Genomic DNA, 15,817 nt, shown 5'->3' on the forward strand with positions numbered 1-15,817 from the left:
CGCTGCCGTCCCCCCGAGGAGGTCCTCCTGGAGCCGCGCGTTCGAGCGGTCGTTCGGAAGCCGCTACCCTCCCGTGGGGATAATCTCCTGACTTGTCCGCGCAACGGGCTGGTAATCACTTGTGTGGCGGGATGGGGCCGTGTCCACCCCTGGTGGTGGATTCCCGTGGAAGCGAAACGGAATAACGAGGGTGGACATGAGTGACACGACGGTTGGCGGCTCACGGTCCACAACCGGCGCCGACGCCGGGGAGCGTGAGCTCCGGCAGCTGCTGGCCGGCCTGACCGCCGTACGCGACGGTGACTTCGGCACCAGGCTGCCGGACGACGCCGACGGCCTCATGGGCGAGATCGCCTCCGTGTTCAACGGGATGGTGGACCAGCTCTCGCTGTTCACCTCCGAGGTGACCCGCGTGGCCCGCGAGGTGGGCACCGAGGGCCGCCTGGGAGGCCAGGCCGAGGTGCCCGCCGTCTCCGGCACCTGGAAGGACCTCACCGACTCGGTCAACGCCATGGCAGGGAACCTGACCGACCAGGTGCGCAGCATCGCGCAGGTCACCACGGCCGTGGCGAAGGGCGACCTGTCGCAGAAGATCACCGTCGACGCGCGCGGCGAGATCCTGGAGCTGAAGAACACCGTCAACACGATGGTGGACCAGCTCTCGTCGTTCGCCGACGAGGTCACGCGGGTGGCCCGCGAGGTCGGCACCGAGGGCCGCCTCGGCGGCCAGGCCGACGTCAAGGGCGTGGCCGGCACCTGGCGCGACCTCACCGACTCGGTGAACTTCATGGCCAGCAACCTCACCGACCAGGTACGCAACATCTCGCAGGTGGCCACCGCCGTCGCCCGCGGCGACCTGTCGCAGAAGATCACCGTCTCGGCCCGCGGCGAGATCCTGGAGCTGAAGAACACCCTCAACACGATGGTCGACCAGCTCTCGTCGTTCGCCGACGAGGTGACGCGGGTGGCCCGCGAGGTCGGCACCGACGGCAGGCTGGGCGGCCAGGCCGACGTCAAGGGCGTGTCGGGCACGTGGAAGGCGCTCACCGAGTCGGTGAACGTCATGGCCGACAACCTCACCGCGCAGGTGCGCAGCATCGCCGAGGTCACCACCGCGGTCGCCAGGGGCGACCTGACCCAGAAGATCAGGGTCGACGCGCGCGGCGAGATCCTGGAGCTGAAGGAGACCATCAACACGATGGTCGACCAGCTCTCGTCGTTCGCCGACGAGGTCACGCGCGTGGCGCGCGAGGTCGGCACCGAGGGCAACCTCGGCGGGCAGGCCATCGTCCGCGGCGTGTCGGGCACCTGGAAGGACCTGACCGACAACGTCAACGTCATGGCCTCCAACCTGACCAGCCAGGTGCGCAGCATCGCGCAGGTGGCCACCGCCGTCGCCAAGGGCGACCTGTCACAGAAGATCACCGTCGAGGCCAAGGGCGAGGTCGCCGCGCTGGCCCAGACCATCAACACCATGGTCGACACCCTCGGCGCGTTCGCCGACGAGGTCACCCGGGTGGCCCGCGAGGTCGGCACCGAGGGCCAGCTCGGCGGCCAGGCGCACGTCCCCAACGTGGCCGGCACCTGGAAGAACCTCACCGACAACGTCAACTCGATGGCCGACAACCTGACCAACCAGGTGCGCAGCATCGCGCAGGTCACCACGGCCGTCGCCAGGGGCGACCTCACCCGCAAGATCGACGTGGACGCCCGCGGCGAGATCCTCGAACTCAAGACCACGATCAACACGATGGTCGACCAGCTCTCGTCGTTCGCCGCCGAGGTGACCCGGGTGGCCCGCGAGGTCGGCAGCGAGGGCCGCCTCGGCGGCCAGGCCGAGGTCGAGGGCGTGTCGGGCACCTGGAAGCGCCTCACGGAGAACGTCAACGAGCTGGCGGGCAACCTCACCAGGCAGGTGCGCGCCATCGCCGAGGTGACCAGCGCGGTGACCTCCGGCGACCTGACCCGCTCCATCACCGTCGACGCCGAGGGCGAGCTGGCCGACCTCAAGGACAACATCAACTCCATGGTGGAGTCGCTGCGCCAGACCACCCGGGCCACCGAGGAGCAGGACTGGCTCAAGTCCAACCTCGCCCGCATCTCCGGCCTCATGCAGGGCCAGCGCGACCTCACCACCGTCGCCGACGTCGTCATGAACGAGCTGGCGCCGCTCGTCGCCGCCCAGTACGGCGCGTTCTTCCTCGCCGAGGAGCACGAGCTGCGGCTGATCAGCGCCTACGGCTACCCCGCCGACCCGGGGCGGCCCACCACCTTCCGGCTGGGCGAGGCGCTCGTCGGCCAGGCCGCGCGCACCCGCCGCGCCATCGCCGTCGAGGACGTCCCCGCCGGGTACGTCACCGTCTCCTCCGGCCTGGGCCAGGCCGAGCCCGCCTCGCTCATCGTGCTGCCCATCGTGTTCGAGGAGCAGGTGCTCGGCGTCATCGAGCTGGCCTCCGTCCACTCGTTCACCCAGGTGCACCGGGCGTTCCTCGGCCAGCTGATGGAGACCATCGGGGTCAACCTCAACACCATCGTGGCCAACGCCCGCACCGACGAACTGCTGGTGGAGTCGCAGCGCCTGACCGCCGAGCTGCAGGCCCGCTCCGAGGAGCTGCAGAACCAGCAGGAGGAGCTGCAGCGCTCCAACGCCGAGCTGGAGGAGAAGGCGCGGCTGCTCGCCAGCCAGAACCAGGACATCGAGACCAAGAACCTGGAGATCGAGCAGGCCCGCCAGGAGCTGGAGGACCGCGCCCAGCAGCTCGCCCTCGCCTCCAAGTACAAGAGCGAGTTCCTCGCGAACATGAGCCACGAGCTGCGCACCCCGCTCAACTCGCTGCTCATCCTCGCCCAGCTGCTGGCGCAGAACCACACGCGCAACCTCACGCCCAAGCAGGTCGAGTACGCCGAGATCATCCACTCCGCCGGCTCGGACCTGCTGCAGCTCATCAACGACATCCTCGACCTGTCGAAGGTCGAGGCGGGCAAGATGGACGTCAACCCCGAGCGGGTGCCCCTGCGGCAGCTCCTCGACTACGTGGAGGCCACGTTCCGTCCGATGACCACGCAGAAGGGGCTCGACTTCCGCATCACCACCGCCCCCGGCCTGCCCGTCGACCTCATCACCGACGACTCCAGGCTGCGCCAGGTGCTGCGCAACCTGCTGTCGAACGCGGTGAAGTTCACCGAGACGGGCACCGTCGAGCTGAGCATCGAGCCCGCCGGCCAGGGAGAGCTGCCGCCGTCGGTGCGCCCGCACGGCGCGGCCGTCGCCCTGCGCGTGGCCGACACCGGCATCGGCATCCCCGAGCAGCAGCTCGAAGCCATCTTCGGGGCCTTCCAGCAGGCCGACGGCACCACCAGCCGCAAGTACGGCGGCACCGGGCTCGGCCTGTCGATCAGCCGCGAGATCGCCTACCTGCTCGGCGGGGCCATCACCGCCCAGAGCACGCCGGGCGAGGGCAGCGTCTTCACCCTGTACCTGCCGATCGCGCGGCCCGACTTCCAGGAGTCGCCGGTCCGCCCGGCCGCCGCGGAGGCGCCCGGTGAGGAGCCGGCCGGGGAGCCGGCCGTGGGCGAAGCCGCCGCCGGGGACGACCCGGAGGAGGCCGAGTCGGCCGCGCCGCTCCACCGCCGGCTCCTCGTGATCGAGCACCGCCCGCACGGCCTGCTGTCGCTCGTGGCCGAGAGCGTGGTCAACGACCTCGACTCCGGCTACGACGTCGAGCTCGTCACCGCCGCCGGCCCGCAGGAGGCCGCCGCCACGCTCGCCGACGAGCCGTGCCACGGCATCGTCCTCGACCTGGACATGCCCGACGGGGCGGCCTACCAGCTCCTCGACGCCATGGACGGCGACCCGGCGCTGCTCGCGGTGCCGGTGCTGGCGTACAACAACTGGCGGGCCACGCCGCAGCAGCTCACCGGGCTGCAGGAGCGGGCCGGCAGCCAGCCGCTCGAGCTGCTGTCCAGCCTGGACGAGCTGCGCGAGCGCATCGCCCGCCACCTGACCGCCGACGAGCCGGGCGGCGCGCGCACGCGGGACGCGGCCGGGGAGCCGCTGCCGCGCGAGCGCGGCGACGGACTGACCGGGCGCACCGTGCTGGTCGTCGACGACGACACCAGGAACCTGTTCGCGCTGACGAGCATCCTCGAGATCCACGGCATGAACGTCCTGCACGCCGAGAACGGCAGGGCCGGCATCGACACGCTCCTCGCGCACCCCGAGACCGACCTGGTCCTCATGGACGTGATGATGCCCGAGATGGACGGCTACACCGCGACCACGGCGATCCGCGCCATGCCGAGGTACGCCGAGCTGCCGATCATCGCGGTCACCGCCAAGGCGATGCCGGGCGACCAGGAGAAGAGCCTGGCGGCCGGGGCCAGCGACCACGTCACCAAGCCGGTCGAGCCGGACGAGCTCATGGAGCGCATCCGGCGCTGGCTCGCGCCCTAGCCACGCCGCCTCCCGCCGGGCACGCCGCCGGCCCCGGCGGCAGGCACGCCACGTCCAGCTCGCCGCAGCAGCAGAAGGAGCAGCAAGTGCAGAGCCCACAGCAGCCGGCCGTCCCGACCCGGCAGGGCGCGCCCGCGCCGGCTGGCTCCGAGACGAACGTCGGCAGGCTGGCCGCCACGATCGAGCGCCTGCGCAAGGAGGTCCAGGAGGCCCAGCTCGCCGCGGAGGGACGCGCGCTCATCGAGCTGGCCAAGGGCATCCTCGTCGAGCGGCTGCGCTGCGGCGTCACCACCGCCGCGCAGCAGCTCGCCACGCTCGCCGAGCAGGCGGGGCTGACCCAGCTCGAACTGGCCGCCGACATCATCAACCAGGCGGCCCAGGACCGCATCAGCGAGGCGGCCCGCGCGTTCCTGGCCTCGGCGGGGCCGGCGCCGGCCCCGGGCGGGGCCACCGGGGAGGCGTCCGACGTCGCGGTGCGGCTGCGCACCGCGGAGAGCGGCGCGCTCAAGGCGACCGACGTGCAGGCGGCGGCGGAGTCGCTGCTGGAGCATGCGCTCGCGCCGCTCGGCGCGACCGTGGTCGCCGTGTGGGAGGCGGGTCCCGACGCCTCGCTCACGCTCGCCGGGTACGCCGGCCTGAGCGCCGAGGAGGCCAGGCGGTGGCGCTACGTCCCGCCCGGCGTCGCCACGCCGGCCCGCCGCGCCCTCGTCGAGCGGCAGACCGTCTGGCTGGATGAGCTGGCCGCGGTCGGGCTGCCGTCCATCGGCCAGCGTGACACGCCCGGCGGCCGCGTCACCGTGCCCGCCGGCACCGGAGGCAGGATCCTCGGCGTGCTGGAGATCGGCTGGCCCGACCCGCTGCCGCCGCAGCCGCCGCAGATCAGGAAGCAGATCGAGGCGCTGGCCGAGCTGTGCGCGCACACCCTGGAGTCGCCCGGCGGCGCCGAGCCGCGGGGGGACGTGCTGCCCGAGCTGGCCGGCCTCGCCGACGCGCTGCCCGACGCGGCCCTCGTGCTGAGCCCCCACCTCGACCCCGACGGCCGGCTCACCGACTTCCGCATCCAGCACACCAACGCCCGTTTCGTCGATCCGGCGGGGCGGCCGAGGAGCGTGGTCACCGGGGCGCTGCTGCTGGAGGCGTACCCGCTGGCCGCCGAGGACAACGGCCTGTTCGCCAAGATCGAGCACGTGCACGCCACCGGCGAGCCGTTCCGCGCCGAGCGGATGACGCTCACCGCGCTGGTCGACCAGGTGGCGCTGCCCAGCGTGGCGAGCGTCAGCATCGTCAGGCACGGCGACGGCGTGCTGCTCATCTGGCGCCTGCAGGACGAGGCCGCCCAGCTCGCCAGCCTGCTCCAGCACGCGCAGCGGCTCGGCCGCATCGGCGGCTTCGAGGAGAACGCGCTCACCGGCGAGATCCTCTGGAACAGCCAGCTCTACGCGCTGTACGGCATGGCGGGCGACGAGCCGCCCATCCCGCTGGAGCGTCTGGCCGGCCACGCCCACCCCGACGACGCGGTGGCCATCGGCCGTTTCCTGCGCACCGTCCTGCACCACCGCCGCTCGGCCTCCACCGCCTTTAGGCTGCAGCGGCCCGACGGGATCGTCCGGCACATCAGGGTGGTGGCCGAGCCCGTCTTCGACGCCGACGGCCGGCTGCTCGCCGTCCGCGGCGCCTACCAGGACATCTCCGCTCAGCACTGGACAGAAGTGGCACTGGCCGCGACCCGTGACCAGCTCGCGCACACCGAACAGCAGGCCGCCGAGCGCAACCGGCTCGCCCTCCAGCTCCAGCAGGCCATCATGCCGCCCAGCCGGGAGCCGATGGAGGCGTTCAACCTCAAGATCGCCGTACGGTACCGCCCGGCCGAGAAGGAGCACCTCGTCGGCGGCGACTGGTACGACGCCGTGGTGCTGCCGTCCAAGCAGATCCTGCTGTCGGTCGGCGACGTCGCCGGTCACGGCATCGAGGCGGCCACCGGCATGGTCGTGCTGCGCAACGCCCTGCGCGGCCTGGCCGCCACCGGCGCGGGCCCGGGCCAGCTCCTCGCCTGGCTCAACCTGGTGGCCCACCACCTCACCGAGAACGTCACCGCCACCGCCATCTGCGCGCTGTACGACCCCCACACCCGGGCGCTGCGCTGGGCCAGGGCGGGCCACCTGCCGCCCATCCTGGTGCGCGGCGGCGACGCCGCGGAACTCGACCTCACCGGCGGCATCCTGCTCGGCGCCGTCTCCGAGGCCGACTACGAGGAGGGCGAGATCCAGCTCGCCGCCGAGGACGTCCTGCTCATGTACACCGACGGCCTCATCGAGCGGCGCGACGGCGCGCTGCAGCACTCCCAGCAGCAGCTCCTGGAGACGGCGCGGCACCCGACGCCGGACCTGGAGCGCCGCCTCGACCACCTGCTGACGCACAGCAACTCCGACACCGACGACGACACCTGCCTCGTCGGCATCCAGCTCCACTGACGCGCTCCCCGGCCGGAAGGACAGGCCGGGGACTCACCCCCTGCCGGGGCCGCCGGGTGGCCACCAGGGCGGCGGCGAGCAGGAGCCCGGCGATGTCGCCGCCGTAGTCCATGAGCTCCGCGCCGCCGCGCACCTGGGCGACCGGGGCGCGGGAAGGCCGCCGTGCGCCACGGCGGCCAGGCGCGCCGCCCGGCGCGGGCGGCGCGGCGCACCAGCAGCAGGTACGCGACCGCCGGCAGCACCGCCAGGGCCGCCGGCACCAGGGCGTCCCAGGAGCCGCCGCCGTGCGCGCGCATCGGATGGTCGTGCATCACGAACCCGCCGAGCCCCACCCCCCAGGACGATCCCGGGCAGGCGCAGACTCGCCGGTGCCGTGTTCGCCTCGGTGCTCTCGGCGGCGGATGTCATGGAGCCCCCTGCGACGACGCCCTGCGAAGCGTTGATGCCGGGCGACAGGCAGGGCAGGCATCGGCCGCGACGGGGTGACCGGGCCCTGCGAGTCCTCAGTCGCCCTCGCCGACGGCCGGACGCAGGTCGCGCAGCGCGTCGGCCAGCGACGCATGCAGGGTCAGGCAGCCGTCCAGCCCGCGTTGCCGGAAGGTGGCGAGCAGCAGGTCGCCGGCACCGCACACCGACATCCCGCCGCCCGAGGCCCGTGCGTGCTGATCGGCGGCGACGAGCACGGACAGGCCGTACGAGTCGGCCGACAGCAGCCTGCTGACCTCCACCGCGACGAGGGGTGGTTGGTGAAGCGCCAGCGCACCGGCGAGCCTGACCTGGAGAAGCGGGTATGAGTCCAGGTCGAGAACGCCTTCGAGCGTGAGCACGGTGATGCGGAAGCCGGCAGTGAACTCCGTGATCCGCAAGGGTCCGGTCACGAGGTCTCGTCCGCTCGTGAGAAGCGGGGCGCCGCGCGCTCCCCGGCCACGGCGTGGGGACCATCGCGACCTGGGCGCCGGTCTGGGGACATCTGTGGACCTTCCGCGTGGCACGGCGTGACGTGCCGACCCGACTTCCCGGCTCACCTGACAGGTGACGGTAGCAGAACTTTGCTCAGGGCAAGAATCCCGCAGGATCGCGACAGGAACCCGGGCCCTCCGCCACCTGGCCGTCCACGGCAGGGGGAACGAGCATGCGCATCGGACCGACCTGGACGGACGCGGCGACGTGGCCGCGGTGATGCTGGAACGCACCGGCGACATCAGCGTGCTCCGCCGGGGTGAGGCCATCGCCACGGAACTCCTCGCCGACGTCAAGGGCGGCGACCGTCTCCGGCCTGGGCGCCCGAGCGCGTGAGCCGGCGTTTGCGCTGGACACGGCGGGGCACGGGCTTCCGGAGGGCCCGGCTGCGGCGGTTGCCGTGAGGCGCCCCCGCGAAGTGGCCGGCCGGGCCGGACCGCCGTTCGTCTCCGGGGTGGCGAGCCATGTTGTCGCACAGGATGAATGCCGTGGCGGCGGCGAGCCTCGTCGCGCTCGCCGGACTCGGCATGGGAGGACCGGCCGCCGCTTCGACGACCGCTCCCCACCGGCAGCCGTCGCCCGCGTGCACGGCGCCACCGCTGCAGGGCCAGGTCGTCGACGTGACGACGGCTGACATGGGGCCCGGCATGATGGGCCCCGGCCCCTATCCCGGCACCCCGGGCCCTGGCGGGCCCATGCCGGGGACTCCGGGCCCGTACGGTCAGTGGCCGCACGGCATGCGCATGACGCTGAGAGCCACGCCGCAGGCCGTTCCTGCGGGGAAGGTCTCGCTGAGGGTGGTCAACGACGGCGTCTACACCCACGAGGTCGTCGTGCTGCCCCTCCAGCCGGGGCAGACGCCGGGGCGGCGCGTGACGAATCCGGACGGGCGCGTCAGCGAGGCGGGCAGCCTGGGGGAGGCGTCCCGTACGTGCGGGGCGGGCGCGGGGAGCGGGATCGCCCCCGGATCCACCGGCTGGACCACCCTGACCTTGCGGCCGGGCCGCTATGAGCTGGTCTGCAACTTCCCCGGCCACTACGCCGCCGGCATGTACGCGGAACTGGACGTCACCCGGTAACCACCCACCCCCGGCCTCGCGGCCCGCCATGCCGGGCTGGGCGGGGCCTTACAGGGTCAGCGGGGCGGGTGCTGCTCTTCCCAGCGGCGCAGCAGGCCGGGCAGTTCGCCCAGCAGGAACCGGTAGAAGTCGCGCATCCGCGTCAGACGCTCGTGGGCCGGGTCGCCGGACGCGGTGGCGGCGATCCCGGTGTCGGCCGCCTTCAGCATGACGCCGACCACCGTGTTCTGGGCGGAGAACAGGGTGGACCAGGCGTCGTCGCGCAGGCGGTAGTGCTCGCGGCGGCTGCCGGGCGCGGGCAGTCGTTCGATCAGGCCGACCGACAGCAGCGCCTTGACCGCGCCGGACACCGAGCCCGCGCTGACGCCGAGCCGGTCGGCGATCTCCCCCATGGTCACCGTCTCGTCGCCGGTGAACAGGAACACGGCCAGTGCCCGTGCCGGCATCCGCTGCAGGCCGCCCTCGGCCAGCGCCAGCGCCAGCTGTTCCGCGGCCTGCCACCGCTCCGTCTCGCTCACCTGCCACCTCCCACGGCAGAATAGCGGATTCCTAAGCCTTCAGAAATTTCTGAAATTTCGCTATATTGCGGGCATTCGGTTCCTCGGGGCCGACGGTGTGCCGGGAAGCCTGGTCGGCGAGCGCAGCAGCAGTCCTCCACGCAAGGAGCGCCGATGAAGGTCCTCATCCTCACCCATGGCACCCGCGGCGACGTGCAGCCGTACGCCGCCCTCGCGCTCGCACTGAGAACGGCCGGGCACGAGCCGGTCCTGGCCGGCCCGGCCGCGATGGCCTCCCTGGCCGAGCCGCACGACATCACGTTCGCGCCGCTCCACGACGGGCCGAACACCCTCATCGACGACCCGGACATCCGCCAGGCCGTCGAGACCAACTACCGCGGCCTGCGCGGCAAGAAGGTCGCCCTGCGGGTGATGCGCCGCACCAAGCCGCTCATGGCGGCCGTCCTCGACGACCTCGTCACCGTCGCCGAGCAGGGGGCCGACCTGGTCGTGCACGCGCCCGGCATCCCGGGACAGCACGTCGCGGAACGGCTCGGAGTCCCCGCGGTGCCCGCCGCGCTCCAGCCCGTCTGGGTGCCCACCGCGGCCTTCCCCAACCCCATGCTGCCGGTGCCGTTGCCCGGAGCGCTGAACCGAGCCTCGTACCTGCCGATCAGGCTGATGCTGCGCTCCCTCGGCGGCATCGCCGACGACCTGCGCGAACGCCGGCTCGGCCTGCCGCGCCGACGCGGGCGGCACGACATCCTGCGCGGGCCCGACGGCCGCCCGGCGACCGTCCTGCACGGCTTCAGCAGGCACCTCCTGCCCGGCCGCCTGGACTACCCGGCGTGGGTGCACACGACCGGCTTCTGGTTCCTGCCCGCGCCGCCCGGCTGGGCGCCGTCGCCCGAGCTGGCCGCGTTCCTGGAAGCCGGGCAGCCGCCGGTGTACGTGGGGTTCGGCAGCATGGCCGGCACCGATCCGCGGCGCGTCGGCCGCATCGTGACGGAGGCGGTCAGGCTGGCCGGCGTGCGCGCCGTGCTGGCCTCCGGCTGGGGCGGCATCCAGGCCACGGACCTGCCGGACACCGTCCACCAGCTCGACCAGGCCCCGCACGACTGGCTGTTCCCGCGCATGGCCGCGATCGTCCACCACGGCGGCAGCGGCACCACCGGCGCGGCGCTGGCCGCCGGACGGCCGCAGGTCGTCTGCCCGTTCGTCGCCGACCAGCCGTTCTGGGCGGCCCGCGCGCACGCGGCCGGCGTCGCCGTGCCGCCCCAGCCGCAGCGACGCCTGACCCCGGAGACGCTCGCCGCCGCCATCCGCCTGGCCGCCACCGACCCCGGGATGGCGGCCGCCGCCGCCGATCTCGGGCGCCGGATCCGCGCCGAGGACAGCACCGGGCGTGCCGTGACGATCCTGGAGTCGCTGTCATGATCGGTACGACCTGCGCGGCCTCGTCACCGGCCACGCCGAGAGCCTGGCGGCGCTGACCGGCGCGCGCTCCGGCAGCGACCCGTCCAGGCAGAGCAGCCATGCCCGGGGCCGGGCTGTACTTGCCCGCTCAGGTGTCCTGAGCGGGCAAGTACAGCCCGGCCTGGCGGTGGACGGCGGTCAGGTGGCGCAGCATGCCGGCGGCGTCCGGCGGGTCGGGCTGCAGCACCCGGTAGGTCACCGCGCCGGCCATCATGTCGATCAGCACGTCCAGGTCGGCGTCGGCCGCCATCGTGCCGTCCCGCTGGGCGCGCCGCGGCATCGCGGCGGCCAGCTCGCGGTGATCGTCGTGCTGTCGATCCTGCCGCACAGCTCGACCGGCATCGTGGTGGCCCGCGGCTTCGACGACGAGCGCGAGGTCCCGGCCTGGTACGGAGGTGTCACCCGCGAGATACGCCGACCGCGGTGACCATGTCGGGCAGACGTCGGCGGCTCGCCTGCCGTCTGCCCGTCGGCTGCCGGACTTCGCCAAGGAGACGCGATCATGTCCACTTCCCGCACAGCCTTCTCCGAGCGCGCCACCGCCCTGGCCCGGCTGCCGGCGGGCACGGTGGAGTACCGGCTGGAAGGCGAAGGCTCCAGGACAGTCCTGGTGTTCCACGGCGGTCACATGCGGGCGGGGCTGGCGCTGGGCGAGGAGGTCTTCGCCGACGCCGGTCTCACGGTGCTGGCGCCCTCACGCCCCGGTTACGGGCGTACGCCGCTGACCACCGGCGCCACGCCGGCCGGCTTCGCCGACGCCACCGCCCAGCTGTGCGGGACACTGGGCATCGAACGCCTCGCCGCGGTCGTGGGTGTCTCGGCGGGGGGACGCACCGCGCTGACCATGGCCGCCTGCCATCCGCACCTGGTCGAACGCGTCATCCTGCAAAGCGCGGTCGGATTCCTGCCCTGGCCCGACCGGCTGACCCGGCTGGGCGGCAGGGCGTTGTTCAACGCGCGCGTCGAGGCCGGAACCTGGGCGATCATGCGGTCCCTGATCCGGGCCGCGCCGTCCTCGGCGCTGTGCCTGCTGCTGCGCGACCTGTCGGTCCTGCCCGCGCGGCAGGTCCTGGCGGGCCTGTCCGTCAGCGAGCGGGCGACGCTGACCGGACTGTTCACCATGATGCGCTCGGGCCACGGCTTCGTCGCCGACATGCTCCCCGTGCCGGACTGCGCCGCGCAGGTCGGCCAGCCCGCACTGGTCATCGCCAGCCGCCGCGACCGGTCGGTGTCCTTCGCCCACGCCGAGTCCCTGGCGGCGGCGATGCCGAACGCCGAACTGGTGGACAGCCGGGCCGACAGTCACATGATCTGGTTCGGCCCGGACTATCCCCGGATCGCCGCGAAGATCCGCGATTTCCTTGGCGCAGGCTGAGGCACCCTGGCCCTTCACCTGAGCTGTGGCCCGAGGCGGTCGCCTCGCCCTGGGGAGGTCAGGGGTGCTTCGGGGTGAGGCCTGCGGCGACGATGTCGACGAGCAGGTCGAGGATCTTCGGGCGGAGCGCGGGATCGCCGAGGCGTTCGGCGAACATCGGCACCAGCAGCACGCACTGCAGCACGCCGACGATCACGTCGGGTTCGGCGTCGACGAGGTCCCCCCGCTCGGCGCGGGCCACCAGGAACTCGCGCAGGGCGGTGGCGGGGTTGTCGGAGGCGGCGGCGGCCAGCCGGTCGGGGCTGAGCTTGCGGGCCACGGCCTCCATCTCCTCCGGGTGCGTCGTCAGCCGCCGCCACAGCGGGTTGACCGACAGCTCCTCCAGCGTGGCGCGCAGGAAGCGGCGCAGCCCTTCCCGGGTGTCGTCCGCGCTGAGCAGGGCGCCGTCGACGACGTGCCGCTTGACCTCGCCGGACTGGCGCAGCATCAGTTCCAGGTACAGCGCCTCCTTCGAGTCGAAGAAGACGTAGAAGCTGCTCTTGGCCACGCCGGTGGGGGCCATCAGCTCCTCCAGGGAGGTCTTGCGCAGCCCCTGGCCGGTGAACAGCTTCTCGCCGGTCTCCAGCAGCAGGGCGCTGATGCGGGCCTTCTCCTCGGCGGTGAATGCGGGCGGCATCGCGGGCACCTTCCTGGGAACGCTGGGAACGTTTCGGTTATATGGTTTCACGACTGCGTCGTCGCGGCGGCGCGGCGCAGGCCCTCTTCGTAGATGGCGACGAAGCGGTCGATCTGCCACAGCTGGGAGACGAAGACCAGTGCCCAGCCGAAGACGGCCGGCCAGGCCTCGACGCGGACCAGCCCGTACACCATGATGGCGGCACCGGCGGCGGCCATGGCGATCAGCCAGCGGAGCGCCGGCCGGTGCGCCTCGGCCGCCAGGGAGTGGTCGGCGGCGTACATCTTCTCGCCGTAGATGCCCTTCTCCGCCCAGCTGCGCGGCTCGTGGACCGGCTTGAACGCGTGCGGGTTGATCCACATCCAGATCACGCCCGCCGCGATCGGGGCCGCCGCCCACCAACCGAGCGTGTCGCGGAAGTAGATCGGCAGCAGGATCGGCGCCAGACCGGCCATCCGGGTCCACACGCTCCAGGCGTTGGCGTGCCGCTTCCAGGAGTCGTCGTCGAGTCCGAACGTGGCGGCGGCGGCCTGGGTGAGCTTCATCGGTGCTCCTTGGGGAGGGAGGGTGCCCGGACGCTTCCCGGGCGATGAATCCATAAAACCAGATTCGCTGAATGTTTTCAAAGGCGCGTGCCGGCATCGCGTCCGGCGCGGGTCGCGCTGGGGGTGCTCGGGGCGGTGGCCGTCCTGACCGCGTTCACCGTCGCCCGCGTGCGGGACGGGGAGGGCCGGGGATGACGGATGTTGTCGGCCAGGCGCGGGCCCCGGCCTCCTTGAGCAGGGCTCCTGCTGGCACGGATCGGTCCTGATGTCCGCCGGCCTGCGACCGGCCGCATGGGAGCCGATCGGCGCCGACTACCGCAGCGACATGATCGTCCTGCGCAGACGGGGGTGATCGTCGAGCCGGAGCACAGGGGGCAGGCGGCGAGCGCCAGGCGAGCGGTCCGTCAGCGGGTGTCCCGGCCCTCGGGGCGGTCCGCGCCGTCGTCTCCCCGCTCCGCCCGGACCCTGCTCCACCAGGAGGGCCTCGCCTCCTTCGCCCCGCCGACGTAGCGGTGCACCTCGACCTCGTCCACGATCACGAGACCCTCTTCCACCAGTTCGTCCAGCACGAGCAGGAAGTTCGCGACGTTCTCCTCGGTGTCGACGACGACGACGGCGACCGGGAGGTCGCTGCTCAGGGCGAGCAGGTGACCGGTGTGGATCCGGGACGAGGCGCCGAAGCCCTCCACGCCCCGGAAGACACTGGCGCCGGCCAGCCCCATCGTGTGGGCCCGGTGCACGATCTCGGCGTACAGCGGGCGGTGACGGTAGAGGTCGCTCTCGCCGATGAAGATGGTCACGCGACAGGCTCGGCCACGCAGTCTCATGCCGGCTCCTTCGTCCACCAGGCCTCCAGCGTAGAATGGTGACCCGGTGATGGACCCCGCCGGGGCGGCGCCGCCGCCCGAACCGCCGCCAGGCTGATGGCTCCTGATCCAGCAGGGCCAGCGCGACGAGCGTCGAGCTGGTCCGGGGAGAAGGTCAACCGGCCGGAGGTCATCGTGTCGTCACGTCCGTCCAGTGACCGGGACGTGCCCGTCGATCCCGGCGCCGAGGTGGCGTCCGAGCAGTCACACGCCACGCGCGACGTCTTGCGCGCACCCCGGCCCAGGCCCGGCGGCCGTCCCGCCAGGGTCCTGGCCGCGATCGCCCTCGGCGGCGGGCTCGGCAGCGTCGCACGCCACCTGATAGGCGAAGCCGTTCCCGCGCAGGCCGGCCACTTCCCGTGGGCGACCTTCCTCATCAACGTCTCCGGCTGTTTCGCGCTGGGCCTGCTCATGGTCTACGTCCTGGACGTGTGGCCGCCCAGCCGCTACATCCGCCCCTTCTTCGGGGTCGGCCTGCTCGGCGGGTACACCACCTTCTCCACGTTCACCGTGGAGATCCTGCGTCTGGCGCAGCGAGGCGCGTGGACGGTCGCCGACTCGTACGCGCTCGGCAGCCTCGCCGCCGGTCTGGCGGCGGTGTGGTGCGGCATGGCGCTGGCCCGTCGTACGGCGGGCATCCCTGTGCGAGGAAAGGAGCCGCGATGAGGCTCGAAGGCCCCGCGATCCGCCTGACGATCATCCTCGGCGAGGACGACCGGTACGAGCGCCGCCCGCTCTACACGGAGATCGTCCGTCGAGCTCACCGGCAGGGCCTGGCGGGGGCGAGCGTCTTCAGAGGCGTCGAGGGCTTCGGCGCCTCCTCCCTGGTCCACACGGCCCGGATCCTCTCGCTCGCCGGCGACCTGCCCGTCTCCGTCGTCATCGTCGACACCGAGGAGAAGATCAACGCGTTCCTCGCCGACCTGGACGAGCTGATCGACGAGGGCCTCGTCGTCCTGGACCCCGTCGAGGTCCACCGCTACGTCGGCAGGAAGCCCGCATGACGGTCGTCCTCGTCTTCCTCGGGGGCGCCGTCGGGGCGCCCGCGCGATACCTGCTCGACCGGCTGATCCAGAAGCGGCACGACACCGTCTTCCCGTGGGGCACGTTCACCGTCAACATGGTGGGCTCGCTGGTGCTGGGCTTCCTGCTGGGGGCCGGATCCGGCGTGGGCGTCCCGAGGGAGCTGTCGCTGCTGCTCGGCACCGGCGTGTGCGGGGCGCTGACGACGTTCAGCACGTTCGGGTTCGAGACCATGAGGCTGGTCGAGGAGGGCTCGCTCCTCGAAGCCGGGCTCAACGCCCTCGGCAGCCTGCTCCTGGGCGTCCTCGCCGCGTTCTGCGGCTACGAGCTGGCGACGCTGCTCTAGCCCGCGCGGGGCGGAGCCTCCGCGATCACGCGGACTTCCGGCCTGTCCGA

Annotated in this window: 15 protein-coding genes; 9 read left to right on the forward strand and 6 right to left on the reverse strand. The window is 72.7% G+C overall.

Annotated elements, in window-relative coordinates:
• The first annotated feature begins 196 nt into the window (after window positions 1-196).
• On the forward strand, window positions 197-4,453 hold the full coding sequence (locus BMX74_RS38410) for a HAMP domain-containing protein (protein WP_091105370.1): 4,257 nt from the start codon (window positions 197-199) through the stop codon (window positions 4,451-4,453).
• 86 nt (window positions 4,454-4,539) lie between these two features.
• Window positions 4,540-6,924, forward strand: coding sequence for a SpoIIE family protein phosphatase (locus BMX74_RS38415; protein ID WP_143078918.1), 2,385 nt, complete (start codon window positions 4,540-4,542; stop codon window positions 6,922-6,924).
• 503 nt (window positions 6,925-7,427) lie between these two features.
• Here the strand turns inward: BMX74_RS38415 and BMX74_RS44595 are convergent.
• Window positions 7,428-7,802 (reverse strand): STAS domain-containing protein, encoded by a 375-nt coding sequence (locus BMX74_RS44595; RefSeq protein WP_176573255.1) that lies wholly within the window; start codon window positions 7,800-7,802, stop codon window positions 7,428-7,430.
• A gap of 289 nt (window positions 7,803-8,091) precedes the next feature.
• On the opposite strand from BMX74_RS44595, the gene BMX74_RS46120 reads away from it, so the two are divergent.
• Both BMX74_RS46120 and BMX74_RS38425 read left to right on the forward strand, forming a co-directional pair.
• On the forward strand, window positions 8,092-8,220 hold the full coding sequence (locus tag BMX74_RS46120; protein WP_256257534.1) for a hypothetical protein: 129 nt from the start codon (window positions 8,092-8,094) through the stop codon (window positions 8,218-8,220).
• A gap of 128 nt (window positions 8,221-8,348) precedes the next feature.
• The gene (locus tag BMX74_RS38425; protein WP_055501206.1) at window positions 8,349-8,963 is read left to right on the forward strand and encodes a sulfocyanin-like copper-binding protein; all 615 of its coding nucleotides are present in this window, start codon (window positions 8,349-8,351) and stop codon (window positions 8,961-8,963) included.
• Between the two features lie 56 nt (window positions 8,964-9,019).
• Here BMX74_RS38425 and BMX74_RS38430 read toward each other — a convergent pair whose 3' ends face one another.
• On the reverse strand, window positions 9,020-9,481 hold the full coding sequence (locus BMX74_RS38430) for a GbsR/MarR family transcriptional regulator (protein ID WP_091105374.1): 462 nt from the start codon (window positions 9,479-9,481) through the stop codon (window positions 9,020-9,022).
• A 153-nt stretch (window positions 9,482-9,634) separates the two neighbouring features.
• On the opposite strand from BMX74_RS38430, the gene BMX74_RS38435 reads away from it, so the two are divergent.
• On the forward strand, window positions 9,635-10,897 hold the full coding sequence (locus BMX74_RS38435; RefSeq protein WP_091105375.1) for a glycosyltransferase: 1,263 nt from the start codon (window positions 9,635-9,637) through the stop codon (window positions 10,895-10,897).
• A 127-nt stretch (window positions 10,898-11,024) separates the two neighbouring features.
• Here the strand turns inward: BMX74_RS38435 and BMX74_RS44600 are convergent, their stop codons facing one another.
• Complete coding sequence (locus BMX74_RS44600; RefSeq protein WP_177227664.1) at window positions 11,025-11,264, reverse strand: TetR/AcrR family transcriptional regulator C-terminal ligand-binding domain-containing protein; 240 nt, start codon at window positions 11,262-11,264, stop codon at window positions 11,025-11,027.
• 174 nt (window positions 11,265-11,438) lie between these two features.
• On the opposite strand from BMX74_RS44600, the gene BMX74_RS38445 reads away from it, so the two are divergent.
• The gene (locus tag BMX74_RS38445; protein WP_091105377.1) at window positions 11,439-12,311 is read left to right on the forward strand and encodes an alpha/beta fold hydrolase; all 873 of its coding nucleotides are present in this window, start codon (window positions 11,439-11,441) and stop codon (window positions 12,309-12,311) included.
• Window positions 12,312-12,369: 58 nt separating this feature from the next.
• Here the strand turns inward: BMX74_RS38445 and BMX74_RS38450 are convergent, their stop codons facing one another.
• The 3 genes from BMX74_RS38450 to BMX74_RS38460 all read right to left on the reverse strand — a co-directional run bounded on the left by BMX74_RS38450 (window position 12,370) and on the right by BMX74_RS38460 (window position 14,359).
• Complete coding sequence (locus tag BMX74_RS38450) at window positions 12,370-12,987, reverse strand: TetR/AcrR family transcriptional regulator (protein WP_091105379.1); 618 nt, start codon at window positions 12,985-12,987, stop codon at window positions 12,370-12,372.
• 47 nt (window positions 12,988-13,034) lie between these two features.
• Complete coding sequence (locus BMX74_RS38455) at window positions 13,035-13,532, reverse strand: DUF6653 family protein (protein WP_055501212.1); 498 nt, start codon at window positions 13,530-13,532, stop codon at window positions 13,035-13,037.
• Between the two features lie 404 nt (window positions 13,533-13,936).
• Entirely contained in the window at window positions 13,937-14,359 is a 423-nt protein-coding gene (locus tag BMX74_RS38460; protein ID WP_091105380.1) for a DUF190 domain-containing protein, read from the reverse strand.
• Window positions 14,360-14,533: 174 nt separating this feature from the next.
• On the opposite strand from BMX74_RS38460, the gene crcB (BMX74_RS38465) reads away from it, so the two are divergent.
• The 3 genes from crcB (BMX74_RS38465) to crcB (BMX74_RS38475) are packed head-to-tail and all read left to right on the forward strand — an operon-like array spanning window position 14,534 to window position 15,767.
• A complete protein-coding gene (gene crcB, locus BMX74_RS38465; RefSeq protein ID WP_201784401.1) occupies window positions 14,534-15,064 on the forward strand; it encodes a fluoride efflux transporter CrcB in 531 nt (176 codons plus the stop codon).
• Entirely contained in the window at window positions 15,061-15,402 is a 342-nt protein-coding gene (locus BMX74_RS38470) for a DUF190 domain-containing protein (protein WP_055501213.1), read from the forward strand. Before crcB (BMX74_RS38465) ends, BMX74_RS38470 begins: the two co-directional genes overlap by 4 nt.
• Window positions 15,399-15,767 carry a fluoride efflux transporter CrcB gene (gene crcB, locus BMX74_RS38475; protein WP_055501214.1) on the forward strand — a complete coding sequence of 123 codons (369 nt, stop codon included), beginning with the start codon at window positions 15,399-15,401 and terminating at the stop codon, window positions 15,765-15,767. Before BMX74_RS38470 ends, crcB (BMX74_RS38475) begins: the two co-directional genes overlap by 4 nt.
• Window positions 15,768-15,817 lie beyond the last annotated feature (50 nt).

The organism is Nonomuraea pusilla, from assembly GCF_900109355.1.
GTDB lineage: Bacteria > Actinomycetota > Actinomycetes > Streptosporangiales > Streptosporangiaceae > Nonomuraea > Nonomuraea pusilla.

Coding starts and splice junctions, on each gene's coding strand:
- BMX74_RS38470 (WP_055501213.1), top strand. CDS start 15,061: ATGAGGCTCGAAGGCCCCGCGATCCGCCTGACGATCATCCTCGGCGAG.
- BMX74_RS38450 (WP_091105379.1), bottom strand. CDS start 12,987: ATGCCGCCCGCATTCACCGCCGAGGAGAAGGCCCGCATCAGCGCCCTG.
- BMX74_RS38435 (WP_091105375.1), top strand. CDS start 9,635: ATGAAGGTCCTCATCCTCACCCATGGCACCCGCGGCGACGTGCAGCCG.
- BMX74_RS38425 (WP_055501206.1), top strand. CDS start 8,349: ATGTTGTCGCACAGGATGAATGCCGTGGCGGCGGCGAGCCTCGTCGCG.
- BMX74_RS38455 (WP_055501212.1), bottom strand. CDS start 13,532: ATGAAGCTCACCCAGGCCGCCGCCGCCACGTTCGGACTCGACGACGAC.
- crcB (WP_055501214.1), top strand. CDS start 15,399: ATGACGGTCGTCCTCGTCTTCCTCGGGGGCGCCGTCGGGGCGCCCGCG.
- BMX74_RS38410 (WP_091105370.1), top strand. CDS start 197: ATGAGTGACACGACGGTTGGCGGCTCACGGTCCACAACCGGCGCCGAC.
- BMX74_RS38445 (WP_091105377.1), top strand. CDS start 11,439: ATGTCCACTTCCCGCACAGCCTTCTCCGAGCGCGCCACCGCCCTGGCC.
- BMX74_RS38460 (WP_091105380.1), bottom strand. CDS start 14,359: ATGAGACTGCGTGGCCGAGCCTGTCGCGTGACCATCTTCATCGGCGAG.